Raw genomic sequence first — 15,481 nt, forward strand, 5'->3', positions numbered from 1 at the left:
CGCCACGACGTGTCCGCAAACCGGACACCCGCCGTCCCGGGATCATCCAGCCGCGCAGGGGCGGGCGCGCGCAAGTCGTTGATATCAAAGGATTCATGCGCTGGCACGTTGTGTGAGATGTCTTTGGACATCCATCACCAAGGAGCCGTCCATGACATCCCGCCTCACTTTCTTCGCCACTGCCTGCTTGCTGGCGGGCAGCACCACCCTCGCCTTCGCCCAGGTGCCGCCACCGCCGGACGGGCCGCTGCCTCCAGCGCCGCCCGGCGTTCGCGGTGCCGCGTCCATCGGCGCACCCCAGGCCGGCACGGTGGCCACCGGCCCTGTGCAGCAATGGCTCCTCAACCCGAACGGCGACGCCGACGGCCTGCTGCTGGCCGACGGCACGCAAGTCGCTTTTCCGCCTCACCTCTCGGCAGCGGCAATGCAGATGCTCAAGCCTGGCGACACGGTGCAGGTCAGCGGCTGGCGTGCGCTCGACGTGCCGGTGATGCGCATGCAGGCGCTGGTCGCCAACGGCCGCAGCCTGACCGACCAGCCGCCGGCGCCCGGCATGGCCCCGGCCCTGCGCGAGCCAGGCGCACTGAGCGCCATGTCGGCGGGCGGACGCATCGAGCGCCTGCTGTACACCGACCGCGGCGACGTACACGGCGTGGTGCTTGCGGACAAGACCATCGTTCGCTTTCCGCCGCACATCGGCGCGATGTACGGCGCGCAGCTGCAACCGGGCGCGCAGTTCCAGGCGCGCGGCTGGGGAACGCGCGGCGCACAGGGCACGGCGCTCGAAGCCAGCAGCCTCGGCCAGACCGCGGACTCGCTGCACGACGTGTTCAGCGGACCGGGGCTGGAGCCCGGACCGCGCGGTCCCGGCGCACCGCGGGGCCCGAGGGGTGCCGGCCTCGCGTCGCGCGTGCCGCCTGCGCCGCCCACGCCGCTGATGGCGCCGCCGCCCCCGCTGCCGGCCTCCTGATCCGCCGGACCGCTCCACCATGCACACCGCTGCCCCTGCACCGTCGCGCCGCAGCCTGCGCGCCCTCGACGCGCTGGCCTTCTTCGCACCGGACATACAGGGCGGCGTCGGACCTTTCCTGATCGTTTTCATGGCCGGCACGCTGGCGTGGGACCCGCAGCGCATCGGCACCGTGATGTTCGTCTCGGCGCTGGTGGGACTCGTGGTGCAGGCGCCCGCCGGCGCGCTGATCGACAGCGTGCGACACAAGCCGCGCTGGATCGCGGGCGCCATCGCGCTCATCGCGGCATGCCTCGTGGCCATGGCGAACTGGCCGGGCTATGGCGTGATCCTGGCGGGCCAGTCGCTCATCGGCGCGGCGGGCACGCTGGTGGCGCCCGCCATCGCGGCCACCAGCCTGGGCATGGTGGGCCGCGCCGGGCTGGACGCGCGGATCGGGCGCAATGCCGCGATCACCGCGGCCGGCACGGTGCTGTGGGCGCTGGGCACCGGCTGGGTCGGTCATGCGTTCGGTCCGCATGCGATGTTTTTCTATGCGGTGACGATGGCGCTGCCGACCATGGCCGCGGCGATGCTGATCCGCAACCGCGACGTCGATCAGCGGCTGGCGCGCGGTGCCGACACCGATGCCGGTGTGGATGCCGACACGGCGGTCGTCTTGGCGCCCTCTCCCGGCCGCTGGTACGACCACCGCCTCATGGTGCTGCTGGGCTGCGCCTTCCTCTTCCATCTGGCCAACGCGGCGATGCTCACGCTCGTGGCGCAGAAGGTGGGCACGCAGGCCGGCACGTCGTCCGCGCTGTGGCTGTCGGGCGGTGTCATCGTCACGCAGCTGGTCACCATTCCGATCGCACTGGCGGTCGGGCGCTGGGCGCCGCGGCTGGCGCGCAAGCCGATCTTCCTGGTGGGTTTCGCTGTGCTGCCGGTGCGCGGGCTGCTGTACCTGCTGGCCGACAGCCCGACCGCGCTTCTGTCGCTACAGGTGCTCGACGGCCTGGGCGCGGGCATCTTCGGCGTGATGCTGACGCTGATGATCGGCGACCTTACCCGCGGCAGCGGCCACTTCAATTTCGCGCTGGGCATCGGCGCAGCCTGCGTGGGGCTGGGCGCGGCGCTGAGCAATCTCGTGGGCGGTACGGTTGCGCACATGGCGGGCTACGGCACGGCCTTCGTGCTGCTGGCTGGCATTGCGGCCTGTGCGCTCATGCTGTTCGCATTCGCGATGCCGGAGACGCGCGACCGCCGCCATGCGGTGGCGGGCGCGGCATCGGCCGGTGCATTGAACGCTGTGGTGCCATGACCAAGGACACCGCGCCGGCATCAATGCCTTCCTCTTCATTCGCTCCTGCCGGCAGCGAAACGGCGCCGTCCGAAGAACAGGGCGGCGGCAACGGCCTTTTGTGGGTGCTGGTCGCGGTCGCGGTGCTGTTTGCGTTCCTGCGCCCGCGCGCGCCGATGGACTGGCTGCAACTGGTCGACTGGCAGACGGTGGGCGCGCTCGCCGGGCTGCTGGCCATCACGCAGGGCGTGGAGAAGAGCGGCATGCTGCAGGCGGCCGCGCAGCGCCTGCTCGCGCGCACCCACAACCAGCGCAGCCTCGCAATGCTGCTGACCGCGAGCGCGGCTTTGCTCTCGGCGCTGGTGACCAACGACGTGAGCCTGTTCCTCCTGGTGCCGCTGACGCGCGTGCTCGCCAATCAGGCGCACCTGCCGCTCGCGCGGCTCGTGGTGCTGGAGGCGCTGGCGGTGAATGCGGGCTCCGCCCTCACGCCGATCGGCAATCCGCAGAACCTCTATCTCTGGCATCGCTCGGGCGAGAGCTTCTTCGCCTTCATGGGGATGATGGGGCCGACGGTGGCGGTGATGCTGTTCTGGCTCTTCGTGGCCGTGTGGCTGCTGGTGCCGCGCACGCCCATCGCGCTCAAGCCCGCGGCCGAGGCGGCACCGGTGCAGCCGCGCCTGCTGGCGCTGGCGGGCGTGCTGTTCATCGGCTTCGTGATCGCGCTCGACCGGGACTGGCTGCTGGCGGGCCTTGGCGTGGTGTTCGGTGTGTTCCTGGTGACGTATCCGCGCGTGCTGCGCGGCATCGACTGGGCATTGCTCGCGATCATCGCGTTGATGTTCGTGGACCTGCGCCAACTCGCCGAGCTGCCCGCCATCACCGCGCTGCTGGGCCACTGGCCGATCACCGAGGGATGGCGCGCCTACCTCGCGGCCATCGTCACTTCGCAGTTCATCAGCAACGTGCCGGCCGCCATCCTGCTGGACGGCCACGTGCGCGACCTGCCCGCGCTGGCGGCCGGGGTGAGCGTGGGTGGCTTCGGCTGCGTGCTGGGATCGCTCGCCAACCTGATCGCACTGCGGCTCGCCAAGCTGCCGAACGGGCTGCGCGAGTTCCACCGCATCAGCATTCCGTTCCTGATCGTGTGCGCGGCCTCGGCGCTGCTGCTGCGGCTGCAAGTGCCATGAACTGCCGGCTCGCCATCAACGCCGATCGATCTCTCATTCAAAGCGCCTGCGGCCTCCCGCGGCGAGCGCATCCCGATGACAGATCGCCTTGCGCACTCACGAGCAATCCGTGCAGACACCACATCCGCAGTTCCAGCCGGCGATGCCCTTGGAACCCCTGGCAGCTGATCAAGCACGCGTTCCGCAACGATTTTTTAACCCTCATGTATCTACACAGCCTCCTCAAAGACCTTCCGGCGTCCGAACGAGAGCTACTGATAAGCCGCAGCGAACGAAAAACATATCGGCGTGGCGAAACCGTCGCCGTAAGGGGTGAGCGGACTGGGCAGATCTGTCTGGTAGCCGCCGGCCTGCTTCGGGTGGTGGTGGACGACGATGTCACAACCGACTTCATTCGCGAAGGAGATTTCTGCCTGGCCCTCGAGACGAGCGACGCGGGACCGCACACCACTGCGGCGCTCGTCGCAGCCTTGCCCGCTTCCGTCTATTTCATTCCGGCGGAGGACATCTGGGAAATTTGCAGAAGACATCCCTCGGTGGCCTTCGAATTTCTCGCACTCATCACCAACCGCATCTCGAACCTTCGCCTCCATCTGCACCGCGTCTCGTCACTTTCGTCGGAACCGCTGATCACCCGCGTTCTTCATGAACTCACCTCTTTGGCACCGGCTCGCCAAGGAGGCTACGACAAGAGAATCTCGCAGGAAGTGATTGCCTCGTACGCAGCACTTTCGCGCGAAATCGTCAATAAGACCATGCGCAGCCTGGAGCTACGTGGCTTGCTGTGGAAAGACGATCACGCTGTATATCTTCGAATGGATCCCAGAAATGCGCCTCCCTCCACGCTGCCCGACGATGCCTAGGACAAGGCGTCAGCGTCGAAGCAGTTCAACGCGAGAGGATCAGGCCTTCCATGCAACTTGCGAGACCTCAGATCGCAACTGCCATCCAACGAATCGACATCGAACAGCCTCTGGTTAGATGCGCAAGCCCGGATCGTCGGAAGCCCAATTTCAAGAAGTCTCATCCGTTCTTCGAATTTCCCGACAGGCGTCACCGCAACCACCCGGATGTGTGTCCTGCATCACAAGTGCATTGAGAAACAACGCAATGCCCAACCCGGGTGCCGCCTTCGAAATTTATAGTCAGGTTCTTATGCATTGTGTTTCATTGCGTCAAAACGCATCCAGATCACTTCCATGCAGATAAGCAACTCGAGACCGCAAGGCCGGTCAGTGGGTGTATCGACCGACTATGAAGCCGCCTGGTCGTCACGCCCGTCAGATCACGACACGATCCCTTGTCGATTCAACCTGCACTTTCAGACAGGCGAAGAATATCGCGCGGCCTGTCCGGTAAGTGCATTGTTCTGTCTCGCATCTCGCTCGGAAGTGAATCACTGGCTATTGGAAAGCAGCCCTTCTTTCAGGACCGACCGAGATCTTGTTCTGCGATACACGATCGAACTTCGCCGGGAAAACGGGTCTCGATTGCGCCTGGAGGACATCGCCGAAGACGCTCGAGCGGCCGCCATGATCGCGGCGGTATTCCTTCAGAACTTGAGCGACGCGAGATAAGCCCTCAAGAATCCAGCTGATGCGCCCCGCCACGAAGAAGAAGAAGAAGAAGAAGAAGAGCGCAGCCGATAGTGGCGGCGGGTCGAAGACAGCGGCAGTCGGCATCGCCTTTGGCGTTTGTGCGAGTGTTCGCACTGCGTGTTGATGACGCTTCATCATGCCGATGTCAGCCTACGAAGCTCCTCGAGAAGCTTGGTCGAGGGCTCCGGCAGCATGCCCGCCCGCCTCCTGAAAGCCGTCAGGATTCTCTTGTCGCTTGCGCCGGGGATGTTCAAGGCATCGATCAGCCCGGCCTTTCGCTCCGCGTCGTACATCGGTGCCGGCATCCACCCAAGAAAACCCGAGTGGCCGATCAAGCTCTTGAGCGCCATCACCGAACGGGTCTCGACGACCACGTTGGGCAGCGCAAGGTTCTGCCGCGCAAACACGCTCTTCATGTGCTCGAAGGGTCCGGTTCCCTTTGGAAGGATCGCCCAGCGCTCGGCCAGCGTGTCTGACAGCTTCAGCTTCGGTTTCTTGCGCAGGGGGTGGTGGCGGCCCGCGACGACGTAGCTGGTGTCTTCCCATCGGCAGTCCTTGACGGCGACGATCTCGCCCGTGTCCTCGGTGTCGACCCCGAGCGCCAGGTCGATCTCGTGCGAGACGAGCGCGTCCGCCAGCCGATCCCACACGCCTTCGATGATCTGAACCTGAAGGTTCGGCCACTTCTTGCAAGTCCGGCCGATGGCCAAGGGAAGCACAAGGCAAGCGATGCTCCCGACTGCACCGACGCGGATGGTGCCCTTCGCCAGCCCGAGCATGGCCTTGATGTTCTCGCTCGCGTGCTCCGATTCACGCTGCAGCAGCAGTGCATGCGGCTGCAGCGCGCGGCCCACATCGGTGAGCTGCATCCCCTTCGAATGGCGCTCGAACAGCGGTGCACCGGCTTGCTCCTCCAATCTGCGAATCGTGCGGCTCAGCGCAGGCTGAGTGATGTTCAGCGCATCGGCCGCTCGCCCAAGGCTGCCCGACGACACGATGGCGTTGAAAGCGACGAGCTGTTGCAGATCGAAAGTCATGCACAACGGTAATGACTTTCTCTCGAAAAGGCAATTTTCAAGATGGGTGTGCGGTTTCACACTCCCGCCATCGAGACAGCATTGCGAGTTCGCGGTGCACAGCAGGAGAGCACGAAATGACCGCACCCGTACCGCACGCCGTCGTCGCAAAGGCCACGCCGCCCGCAACAAACACCATCACCGTCCGCGAGGCCGTGTTCGACTTGATGCGCCGCTTGGGGATGACCTCCGTGTTCGCGAATCCGGGGTCGACCGAGCTTCCGATGTTCCGCGACTTCCCGAGCGACTTCCGCTACATCCTCGGTCTGCAGGAAGCCTGCGTGGTCGGCATGGCAGACGGCTACGCGCAGGCGACTCGAAACGCTGCGTTCGTGAACCTTCACTCGGCGGCCGGCGTGGGCAACGCCATGGGCAACATCTTCACCGCCTACAAGAACCGCACGCCCATGGTGATCACGGCCGGGCAGCAGGCGCGTTCGATCCTTCCCTTCGACCCGTTCCTGTCTTCGGCCCAGGCGACCGAACTGCCGAAGCCCTATGTCAAATGGAGCATCGAGCCCGCCCGTGCAGAAGACGTGCCGCTTGCGATCGCCCGGGCCTACTACCTGGCCATGATGCCGCCTTGCGGTCCGGTCCTGGTTTCGGTGCCCGTCGACGACTGGGACCAACGCGCAGAGTTGGTTCCGACCCGGGTCGTGAGCACCCGAATGCGTGCGGAGCCCGAACTGATTGCCCGGATTTCGGCCGCGCTGGAAGCAAGCGAGCGCCCGGCATTCGTGGTGGGCGCTGCAGCCGACCGGGACGGCGCGTGGAACGAAGTCGTCGCACTGGCAGAGGCCCACAACGCACGCGTGTGGGTCGCTCCGATGTCCGGGCGCTGCAGCTTTCCGGAAGACCATCGCTTGTTCGCCGGCTTCCTTCCGGCAATGCGCGAGCGGATCGTCGAATTACTCGACGGCCACGATCTCATCCTGGCCATCGGCGCGCCGGCCTTCGCTTATCACGTCGAAGGCGCGGGACCCCATGTGCCTGCCGGCGCAGCCCTCTGCCAGTTGACCGAGGATCCCGATACGGCCGCCTGGGCGCCTGTCGGCATCTCGGCAGTCGGCAGCATCCGGTTGGGCGTGCTCGACCTGCTGGCCCTGCCGCCGAAGAAGACCCGTCCGCTTCCCCTCGCGAGAAAGGCCGCGCCGCGCGCAGAGCCGACGCCTTTGATGTCGGTGGCCTATGTGCTCCAGACGCTCGCCGAAGCAAGAAGGCCGGAAGACATTGTGGTCGAAGAGGCGCCGAGCGCAAGGCCGGTGATGCAGGCCTGTCTGCCCTTCACGCGCAGCGAAACCTTCTACACGATGGACAGCGGCGGCCTTGGCTACGGCATGCCCGCGTCCGTGGGCGTTGCCTTGGGCAAACCGGGAAGCCGGGTCATCTGCCTGATCGGTGACGGATCCAGCATGTACTCCATCCAGGCGCTTTGGAGCGCGGCGCAGAACAAGCTGCCGATCACCTTCGTGATCCTGAACAACCGGCGCTACGCCGCACTCCAGGACTTCGCACCGGTATTTGGCTTTTCGCCCACCGATGTCGTGCAGGGCACCGAACTCCCCGACCTCGACTTCCAGTCGCTGGCCAAAGGGATGGGATGCGCGGCATTGCGCGTGACCGATCCGGCCGATCTGCGCAAGGCACTCGACCAGGGCTTGTCCAGTGACACGCCATGCGTCGTGGAGGTCCGGGTCGCCTGACCCCAGCCAATCGCTCCGGTTCCAACGGCCGACGCATTCTTTCAAACCACCCTACGGAGACAAGCCGATGAAGATTTCGATGTTGATCAATGGCGAGCCCACGAACGCTCGCAACGGCGCAACCTTTGAGCGGCGCAACCCCCTGGACGGCAGCGTGGCAACGACCGCACCCGCCGCCACGACGGAAGACGCCGTTGCCGCAGTGGATGCCGCGGCCGAGGCCTTCAAGACCTGGTCGACCACCGGGCCCGGCGAACGCCGCGCGCTGCTCATGAAGGCTTCGCACGCGCTGGAAGCCAAGGCAGAGGCCTTCGCCGCAGTCGTCGCGGCCGAGACGGGCGCATCGGCAATCTGGGCAGGCTTCAACGTCCACCTGGCGGCAGGCATGCTGCTGGAGGCCGCGTCGCTCACGACCCAGATCAGCGGCGAAGTCATCCCTTCGGACGTACCGGGCAATCTGGCGATGGCCGTGCGGCAGCCGGCCGGCGTCGTTCTGGGCATTGCGCCCTGGAACGCGCCCGTGATCCTGGCCGTGCGTGCCATCGCGACGCCCCTGGCTTGCGGCAATACCGTCGTTCTCAAGGGCAGCGAAATCTGCCCAGCCACGCATGGGCTGATCGTCGAGGCGCTGCAAGAGGCCGGCTTCCCCAAGGGCGTGGTGAACTTCGTGACCAACGCGCCTGCCGACGCCGCTGCGGTCGTCGAAGCGATGGTGGCGCACCCTGCCGTCCGACGCGTCAATTTCACGGGTTCGACCCACGTCGGCAAGCTCATCGCCGCCACCTGTGCCAAGTACCTCAAGCCCGTTGTGCTCGAACTCGGCGGCAAGGCCCCCCTGGTCATCCTGGACGATGCCGACGTCGACGCCGCCGTCAACGCAGCGGTGTTCGGTGCATTCGCCAATTCCGGGCAGATCTGCATGTCGACCGAACGCGTCGTGGTCGACGAAAGCATCGCCGATGAATTCGTCGCCAAGCTCGGTGCAAGGGCCGCGAGTCTTCCGCTGGGTGACCCGCGGCTGGGACCCGTCGTGCTTGGTTCGGTGGTGGACATGGGCACGGTCAACCGCTGCAACGCGCTGATCGACGATGCGCTTTCCAAGGGCGCCACGCTCGTCACCGGCGGAAGGGCGAAAGACACGCTGATGCCCGCGACGCTGCTCGATCACGTCACGTCGGAAATGCGCATCTTCCGGGAGGAAGCTTTTGGCCCCGTGAAAGGCATCGTTCGCGTCAGAGGTGTCGAAGCGGCCATTGCCTGCGCCAACGACAACGAGTACGGCCTTGCGGCCGCGGTGTTCGGTCGGGATGTGGCGCGAGCCATTCAGGTGGCAGGGCGCATCGAGTCAGGCATCTGCCATGTGAATGGACCCACGGTCCACGACGAAGCACAGATGCCGTTCGGTGGCGTCAAGGGCAGCGGTATCGGCCGCTTCGGCGGAAAGGCCGGCGTGGACGCCTTCACCGAACTGCGTTGGCTGACCGTGCAGACCACGCCGCGCCAATACCCCTTCTAGGCAACGCACAAACGCACAAGCGTCCTTGTCGGACGCCATGTCACTTCGGCGATGCGCCGAGGTGAACGAGCCGCTGCATCCCGATTTTTTAAAACTGGAGACAAGAAATGAAGTTTTGCTCAATGAGCCGCCGGCTTCTCGCCTGCACCCTGATCGGCCTGGGCGCCGCGCCTTTCGTCGCACTTGCACAAGATCAAAAGCCGATCGAATGGGTTGTCGGCTATGCCGCTGGCGGCGGCTCCGACACCGTGGCACGAACGATTGCCGAGGAGATGGGCAAGTCGTTGAAGCGCACGATCATCGTTAACAACAAGCCTGGCGCCGCAACCAACATCGCCGCTGACTACGTTGCGAAATCCAGGGACTACGGGAACATCATGTTCACCGCCGACTTCGCCACGCTGGCGGCCAATCCCGCGCTGTTCGCCAAGCTGCCCTACGACGCGGAGAGGGACTTCATGCCGGTCGGCATGCTTGCACGCTTTCCGCTCTTGCTTGTCGTTCATCCGAGCAACCCGGCCAACAACCTGAAAGAGTTCATCGCGTGGGCCAAAGCCAACCCGAACGGTGCGAACTTCGCATCGGCGGGTGCCGGCAGTCCCCAGCACCTGGCCGCTGAGCTGTTCAAGGAACGCACCGGTCTCGCGCTGCAGCATGTGGCCTATCGCGGCGGCGCACCGGCGGTCATCGACCTCGTGGGCGGCCAGGTTCCCTTCGCGCTCATGGACAGCGCCACGGTCCAGCAGTACGTGATGTCGGGCAAGCTCAAGGCGCTTGGCGTGGCCAGCAAGGACCGCCTGAAGAACTTCCCCGACATTCCGACGCTCTCCGAGCAGGGGCTGACCGGTTTCGATGCGTCTGCCTGGCAGGGCCTGGTCGTTCCCAAGGGAACCCCGCCCGAGACCATCGCCGCCCTCAGCAAAACGCTGCAGGCCGCGCTCGCCTCCACGCCGGTGAAGGCGCGGCTGGAAACGTTGTCGCTCGAAGCATTGCCGGGTACGCCGGAGCAGATGACTTCTTACGTGCGTGCGGAGCGCGACCGATGGGGCGCGGTGATCCGCAAGAACCAGATCCGCCTCGACTGAAGGCCCAGGTCATGAAAACGCAAGTCGCAATCATCGGAGCAGGCCCTGCAGGGCTAATGCTCTCCCACATCCTCCACCTCCAGGGCATCGAGTCGATCGTCCTGGAGACGCGCAGCCGCGAGGCGATCGAGGCCACGATCCGCGCGGGCGTGCTGGAGCAGGGCACCGTCGATCTCATGAAACAGATCGGTGTGGGCGCTCGCATGGAACGCGAGGGCTTTCGGCATGAAGGAACGATCCTGCGTTTCGACGGCATTGATCGCCGCATCGATTTTCCGGAGCTGACCGGCGGCAAGGCCGTGATGGTCTACGCACAGCACGAGGTCATCAAGGATCTGGTGGAAGCGCGCCTGGCTTCGGGCGGCGACATCCGGTTCGAAGTCTCGGATGTGAGCCTGCATGGACTGGAATCCACGTCGCCGAGCGTTCGCTCTCGGCAGCCCGGTGGCGAACTGCAAACCATAGAGGCCGATTTCGTTGCCGGCTGCGACGGCACGCAAGGCGTCAGCCGGCCCTCGATTCCACAAGGCGTGTTGAAGGGCTTCGAGCGCCTCTATCCGTTCGGCTGGCTTGGCATCCTCTGCAAGGCGCCGCCCTCGTCCGACGAGCTGATCTACGCACTGAGCGACCGCGGCTTTGCGCTCGTCAGCACCCGTTCGCCCGAAGTGCAGCGCATGTACCTTCAATGCGAGCCGACGGACAAGATCGAGAACTGGTCGGACGACCGCATCTGGAGCGAGCTCCGCGCGCGCCTGGCAACTCGCGACGGCTGGGCTCCCATGGAAGGAGAGATCTTCAGCAAGACCGTTGTCGGGATGCGCAGCTTCGTGACCGAGCCGATGCAGTACGGCCGTCTTTTCCTGGCGGGGGATGCCGCGCATGTGGTCCCTCCAACGGGCGCAAAAGGGTTGAACCTGGCGGTAGCCGACGTGCGGGTTCTTGCTCGTGCTTTCGCGGAGTTCTACAAGTCAGGCCGGGAAGACCTTCTCGAACGCTACAGCGACACCGCGCTGCGACGCATCTGGAAGGCACAGCGCTTCTCCTGGTGGATGACCTCGATGCTGCATCGCTTCCCGGGTGCCGATGACTTCCAGCACAAGGTGCAGATCGCGGAACTCGACTACGTCACGGGCTCGCGCGCTGCATCGACCGCCTTGGCGGAGAACTACGTCGGGCTGCCCTTCGACGAACCCGTCGACTGATTCGTGCACGACCGCCATCAAGAGGCGGAAGCAATCGAAGGTCGGGGAAGGCCCCGGAGAGCACCTCTCCCGGAACGCTGGCTTTTCGGCGGCAGCCAATCGTTGGCGCTGCACACCCTGAGCGCCAGGCAATGCCGAGCGCTCGTGAGTACTTCCAGGTTTCCGTCCATCAACTTCCATAGGTGTCCCATGTCCATTGAATCTTCACGTCGAGGCTTTCTGAAAGTTTCCAGCGCCGTCACAGCCTCCTCGTTGCTGGGCGGCGTTATGAGTGGTTGCGCTTCCACATCGCTCGGCGGTCTGTCCAAGGCCGATCAACTTGGTTTGACAGCGTCGCAGGCGGTGGAGGCCATCAGCACCGGTCGACTTTCAGCCGAGGCGTATGTGACAACGCTTGTTGCCCAAGCCGAAGAGTTCTCCCATCTCAACAGCCTCATCACGCTGAACAAGGCCGGGGCCCTCGCGGCGGCGAAGGCCGTGGATGCCAAGCGCGCCCGTGGCGAGAAGCTGCCGCCGCTGGCGGGCTTGCCGATCGTGGTCAAGGACAACATCAACACAAGCGACCTGCCGACCACGGGGGGAACACTCGCGCTGCGCGAGCTTCGCCCCACCGCCAATGCACCGACCCTCCAGAAGCTCCTGGATGCGGGCGTCATCGTGCTCGGCAAGGCGAACATGCACGAGCTTGCATTCGGCGCCACCAACACGAACCTCTCCGCGTTCGCGGGCATTGCGCGCAACCCCTACGACACCGCGCGCGTACCTGGCGGCTCTTCAGGTGGCACGGGAGCCGCGGTCGCCGCGCGGATCGCGCCGGCCGGCCTGGGCACCGACACCGGTGGCTCGGTGCGAATCCCGGCATCGTTCTGTGGACTGGCCGGCCTGCGTCCTTCGGTAGGAAACGGGGGTCCGGACCGGCGCTACGACGGTACCGGTGTTCTCCCGATCAGCCACACGCGCGACACGATCGGGCCGATAGCCCGGACGATGCAAGACGTCGCGCTGCTCGACGCCGTCATGAGCGGGTCGCCCGTTGCGACACCGGTGCCTCTGTCTGGCTTGCGTCTGGGTGTCCCGGCAAGCTTCTGGTCGGGCATGGACCTGCAGGTGGCCGCAGTCATGGAGCGCGCGAAGGCGCGATTGCTCTCGGCCGGCATCGTCCTGGTCGATGTCGACACGGTGGGTCTGGCCGAGCTCAACAGCAAGGCGGCGTTCCCGATTGCTTTGCATGAAGCGCACGAAGACATCCCGAAGTACCTTGCCGCAACCGGCGCAAAAGGAATCACGCTGGCAGACGTCGGCGCCAAAGTCGCAAGTCCCGATGTCAAGGGCGCCATGGGCGCCGTGCTGAGCGATGCCGCCGGCGCCGAATACGACGCTGCAATCAGGATCCATCGCCCGCGCATGCAAGCGCTCTATGCCCGCTATTTCGCGGACAACCGGTTGGATGGAATGATTTTCCCGACCACGATCGTGCCGGCTCCCGTGATCGATCCGGTGAACGGATCTTCGAAGATTTCGGTCAATGGCGGCGCGCTCGTCGACACGTTCGGCACCACGATCCGCAACACCGACCCTGGCAGCACGACCGGGATCCCCGGCATTACCTTGCCGGCAGGTCTGACCCCCGCGGGTCTGCCGGTCGGATTGGCGATCGATGGGCCCCTTGGCAGCGACCGCAAGCTGGTCGGGATCGGGATGTCCATGGAAACCTTGCTCGGTGTGTTGCCACCGCCAACCACCTCACAGATGAAGCCATCGTGAAAATCTCGATCGTCGGCGCAGGCGCCATGGGGTCCCTGTTCGGTGGCTTGCTCGCCGAATCAGGCAACGAAGTCACGCTGATCGACGTGAACGACGCGCACATCGGAGCCATCCGCGCCAAGGGGCTTCGGCTGGCCACCGACAGCGGAGACCGGCAGGTCACGGCGCTCAAGGCTCTAAGGCCGGAAGAAGCCGCCGATCTTCCTGATCTGCTCCTGGTGTTCACCAAGACGCTGCACACCAGTGCGGCCCTGTCGGGGGTGCGGCATCTGATCGGACCGGGCGTGCATGTGCTGTCGCTGCAGAACGGCTTGGGCAATGTCGAGAAGATCGCCGGGTTCGCGTCACCGGAGCGCATCCTGATCGGTGTCACCACGTGGCCGGCGGACATGGTCGGCCCCGGCCACGTGCATTCGCACGGCAAGGGCGTCGTGCGGCTCATGGCGTCCGATGGAATCGATCGACCCTTCGTTGCCCAAGTGTCCGAAATGCTCACGAGAGCCGGGCTCGATTGCACCTCGGACGGCACCGTGTGGGCGGCGATCTGGGAGAAGGTCGCGTTCAACGCCGCACTGAACAGCATCTGCGCTGTATCCGGATGCACGGTCGATGAACTCGGCAAGGTACCCGACGGCAGTCGCCTTGCAAACGACGTCGTCACGGAAGTGCTGTCCGTCGCATTGCGGATGGGCATCGACGTGGACCCTGCCAGATGCCAAGCCAACGTGGCGAGCGCCATCGCGCAACACATCGGCCACAAGCCATCCATGCTGCAGGACATCCTGGCAGGCCGCCGCACCGAGGTCGAGAGCATCAACGGCGCGGTCGTGGCAGCAGCCGATCGCCTGCGCATCAAACTGCCTGTCACGGAGACATTGCTGTCGCTCGTGCGCCTCGCGGAAATGCGCGCCAACGCCTGACGCCGCATCGATACAAGACACGCTCACTGGACCCTTGGGTAACTCTCATGCTGTTGAACATCGAAGACTATCGGCGCCGAGCCCGCTCGGTGCTGCCGCGATTCGTCTATGACTACATCGAAGGATCTGCCGACGATGGACATTGCATGCGGCGAAACGCAGGCGATCTGTCGTCGATCGAACTCACGCCGCGCGTGTTGCGCGACACCACGCAGGTCGATACGTCGGTCGAGGTCTTCGGCCGGAAATGGGCATTGCCTTTCGGCATTGCGCCTACCGGGCTCAACGGCCTGGTTCGGCCCAAGGGCGACCGCCTGCTGGCGGGCGCGGCCGCCGCTGCAGGCATTCCTTTTTCACTGTCGACCGCCTCCAACATGCGCCTGGAGGATGTGCGCGCAGCCGCTCCGGGCGGCATGCAGTGGATGCAGCTGTACGTCATGCACCGCGAGATGGCGAGCCAGATCGTCGAGCGTGCCCAGAAGGACGATTACCAGGCGCTGGTGCTGACCGTGGACGTTCCCGTCAGCGGCAACCGCGAGCGCGACCTGCGCAACGGATTCCGCATGCCGTTCCGGCCCACGCCCCGCCTGGCCTGGGACCTGGTGAGTCACCCCAGTTGGTCGCTCCGGATGGCCCGGCGGGGCGCACCGAACTTCGCCAATCTGACGCCGTCCGGAAGCGGCGCGGGTTCGACCAGCATGCAGGCAGCGTTGCTGGCCCGCGCCATGGACCGGTCGCTCGTCTGGGAATCCCTGGCGTGGCTTCGTGGACTGTGGAAGGGGCCTCTCCTTCTCAAGGGTGTGCTCCATGCGGACGACGCACGCATGGCGCTCGACCACGGCATCGACGGCCTGATCGTGTCGAACCATGGTGGTCGCCAGAACGATGCATCTCCTTCGGCGATCTCGGCGCTGCCGCGTGTCGTGCGTGCCGTCGACGGACGCCTCCCCGTGTTCATGGACGGCGGAATTCGTCGTGGTGGCGACGTCGCAAAGGCCTTGGCCCTGGGTGCGACGGCTGTGTTCGTGGGCCGGCCCACGCTTTACGGCTTGGCGGTGGGCGGGCAACAGGGCGCGGCAGCCGTCCTGAAAATCCTGGCCGACGAACTTGTCCGCAGCATGACCCTGCTCGGCGCGACAACAGTGCGCGATCTGCCCGGCTCGCTGGGCGGGCGTTGA

At 65.3% G+C, this 15,481-nt stretch carries 13 protein-coding genes; 11 read left to right on the forward strand and 2 right to left on the reverse strand.

The genetic code is table 11. From position 1 onward, the window contains the following. The first annotated feature begins 151 nt into the window (after positions 1 to 151). The 4 genes from QF040_RS18345 to QF040_RS18360 are packed head-to-tail and all read left to right on the forward strand — an operon-like array spanning position 152 to position 4,302. Positions 152 to 970, forward strand: a complete 819-nt coding sequence (locus QF040_RS18345) for a hypothetical protein (RefSeq protein WP_429612250.1) — start codon at positions 152 to 154, stop codon at positions 968 to 970. A gap of 19 nt (positions 971 to 989) precedes the next feature. Further along, positions 990 to 2,270 (forward strand): MFS transporter, encoded by a 1,281-nt coding sequence (locus QF040_RS18350; protein WP_429612251.1) that lies wholly within the window; start codon positions 990 to 992, stop codon positions 2,268 to 2,270. A gap of 23 nt (positions 2,271 to 2,293) precedes the next feature. Continuing rightward, positions 2,294 to 3,439 (forward strand): SLC13 family permease, encoded by a 1,146-nt coding sequence (locus QF040_RS18355; RefSeq protein ID WP_429614669.1) that lies wholly within the window; start codon positions 2,294 to 2,296, stop codon positions 3,437 to 3,439. Further along, entirely contained in the window at positions 3,436 to 4,302 is an 867-nt protein-coding gene (locus tag QF040_RS18360) for a Crp/Fnr family transcriptional regulator (RefSeq protein WP_429612252.1), read from the forward strand. The genes QF040_RS18355 and QF040_RS18360 overlap by 4 nt, the downstream gene beginning before the upstream one ends. A gap of 540 nt (positions 4,303 to 4,842) precedes the next feature. Here QF040_RS18360 and QF040_RS18365 read toward each other — a convergent pair. After that, positions 4,843 to 5,175: a hypothetical protein gene (locus tag QF040_RS18365; protein ID WP_429612253.1), complete on the reverse strand. Its 333-nt coding sequence runs from the start codon at positions 5,173 to 5,175 to the stop codon at positions 4,843 to 4,845. Next, positions 5,172 to 6,074: a LysR family transcriptional regulator gene (locus QF040_RS18370; RefSeq protein WP_429612254.1), complete on the reverse strand. Its 903-nt coding sequence runs from the start codon at positions 6,072 to 6,074 to the stop codon at positions 5,172 to 5,174. Before QF040_RS18370 ends, QF040_RS18365 begins: the two co-directional genes overlap by 4 nt. 116 nt (positions 6,075 to 6,190) lie before the next feature. On the opposite strand from QF040_RS18370, the gene mdlC reads away from it, so the two are divergent. The 7 genes from mdlC (at position 6,191) to QF040_RS18405 (ending at position 15,481) form a co-directional block, all read left to right on the forward strand. Next, the gene (mdlC, locus tag QF040_RS18375) at positions 6,191 to 7,816 is read left to right on the forward strand and encodes a benzoylformate decarboxylase (RefSeq protein WP_429612255.1); all 1,626 of its coding nucleotides are present in this window, start codon (positions 6,191 to 6,193) and stop codon (positions 7,814 to 7,816) included. A gap of 67 nt (positions 7,817 to 7,883) precedes the next feature. After that, entirely contained in the window at positions 7,884 to 9,332 is a 1,449-nt protein-coding gene (locus QF040_RS18380; protein WP_429614670.1) for an aldehyde dehydrogenase, read from the forward strand. 122 nt (positions 9,333 to 9,454) lie between these two features. After that, a complete protein-coding gene (locus tag QF040_RS18385) occupies positions 9,455 to 10,417 on the forward strand; it encodes a Bug family tripartite tricarboxylate transporter substrate binding protein (protein ID WP_429612256.1) in 963 nt (320 codons plus the stop codon). 11 nt (positions 10,418 to 10,428) lie between these two features. Then, a complete protein-coding gene (gene pobA, locus QF040_RS18390) occupies positions 10,429 to 11,619 on the forward strand; it encodes a 4-hydroxybenzoate 3-monooxygenase (protein WP_429614671.1) in 1,191 nt (396 codons plus the stop codon). A gap of 267 nt (positions 11,620 to 11,886) precedes the next feature. Further along, positions 11,887 to 13,383: an indoleacetamide hydrolase gene (iaaH, locus tag QF040_RS18395; protein WP_429614672.1), complete on the forward strand. Its 1,497-nt coding sequence runs from the start codon at positions 11,887 to 11,889 to the stop codon at positions 13,381 to 13,383. Continuing rightward, positions 13,380 to 14,303 (forward strand): ketopantoate reductase family protein, encoded by a 924-nt coding sequence (locus QF040_RS18400; protein ID WP_429612257.1) that lies wholly within the window; start codon positions 13,380 to 13,382, stop codon positions 14,301 to 14,303. Before iaaH ends, QF040_RS18400 begins: the two co-directional genes overlap by 4 nt. A 47-nt stretch (positions 14,304 to 14,350) precedes the next feature. Continuing rightward, positions 14,351 to 15,481, forward strand: a complete 1,131-nt coding sequence (locus QF040_RS18405) for an alpha-hydroxy acid oxidase (protein WP_429612258.1) — start codon at positions 14,351 to 14,353, stop codon at positions 15,479 to 15,481.

The sequence above is a fragment of the Variovorax sp. W2I14 genome, assembly GCF_050435205.1.
Taxonomy (GTDB): Bacteria; Pseudomonadota; Gammaproteobacteria; order Burkholderiales; family Burkholderiaceae_C; genus Variovorax; species Variovorax paradoxus_C.

Bases quoted from the DNA above. Each gene is read 5' to 3' on its own strand.
- QF040_RS18345 (WP_429612250.1), top strand. From the start codon at position 152: ATGACATCCCGCCTCACTTTCTTCGCCACTGCCTGCTTGCTGGCGGGC.
- QF040_RS18350 (WP_429612251.1), top strand. From the start codon at position 990: ATGCACACCGCTGCCCCTGCACCGTCGCGCCGCAGCCTGCGCGCCCTC.
- QF040_RS18355 (WP_429614669.1), top strand. From the start codon at position 2,294: ATGCCTTCCTCTTCATTCGCTCCTGCCGGCAGCGAAACGGCGCCGTCC.
- QF040_RS18360 (WP_429612252.1), top strand. From the start codon at position 3,436: ATGAACTGCCGGCTCGCCATCAACGCCGATCGATCTCTCATTCAAAGC.
- QF040_RS18365 (WP_429612253.1), bottom strand. From the start codon at position 5,175: ATGATGAAGCGTCATCAACACGCAGTGCGAACACTCGCACAAACGCCA.
- QF040_RS18370 (WP_429612254.1), bottom strand. From the start codon at position 6,074: ATGACTTTCGATCTGCAACAGCTCGTCGCTTTCAACGCCATCGTGTCG.
- mdlC (WP_429612255.1), top strand. From the start codon at position 6,191: ATGACCGCACCCGTACCGCACGCCGTCGTCGCAAAGGCCACGCCGCCC.
- QF040_RS18380 (WP_429614670.1), top strand. From the start codon at position 7,884: ATGAAGATTTCGATGTTGATCAATGGCGAGCCCACGAACGCTCGCAAC.
- QF040_RS18385 (WP_429612256.1), top strand. From the start codon at position 9,455: ATGAGCCGCCGGCTTCTCGCCTGCACCCTGATCGGCCTGGGCGCCGCG.
- pobA (WP_429614671.1), top strand. From the start codon at position 10,429: ATGAAAACGCAAGTCGCAATCATCGGAGCAGGCCCTGCAGGGCTAATG.
- iaaH (WP_429614672.1), top strand. From the start codon at position 11,887: ATGAGTGGTTGCGCTTCCACATCGCTCGGCGGTCTGTCCAAGGCCGAT.
- QF040_RS18405 (WP_429612258.1), top strand. From the start codon at position 14,351: ATGCTGTTGAACATCGAAGACTATCGGCGCCGAGCCCGCTCGGTGCTG.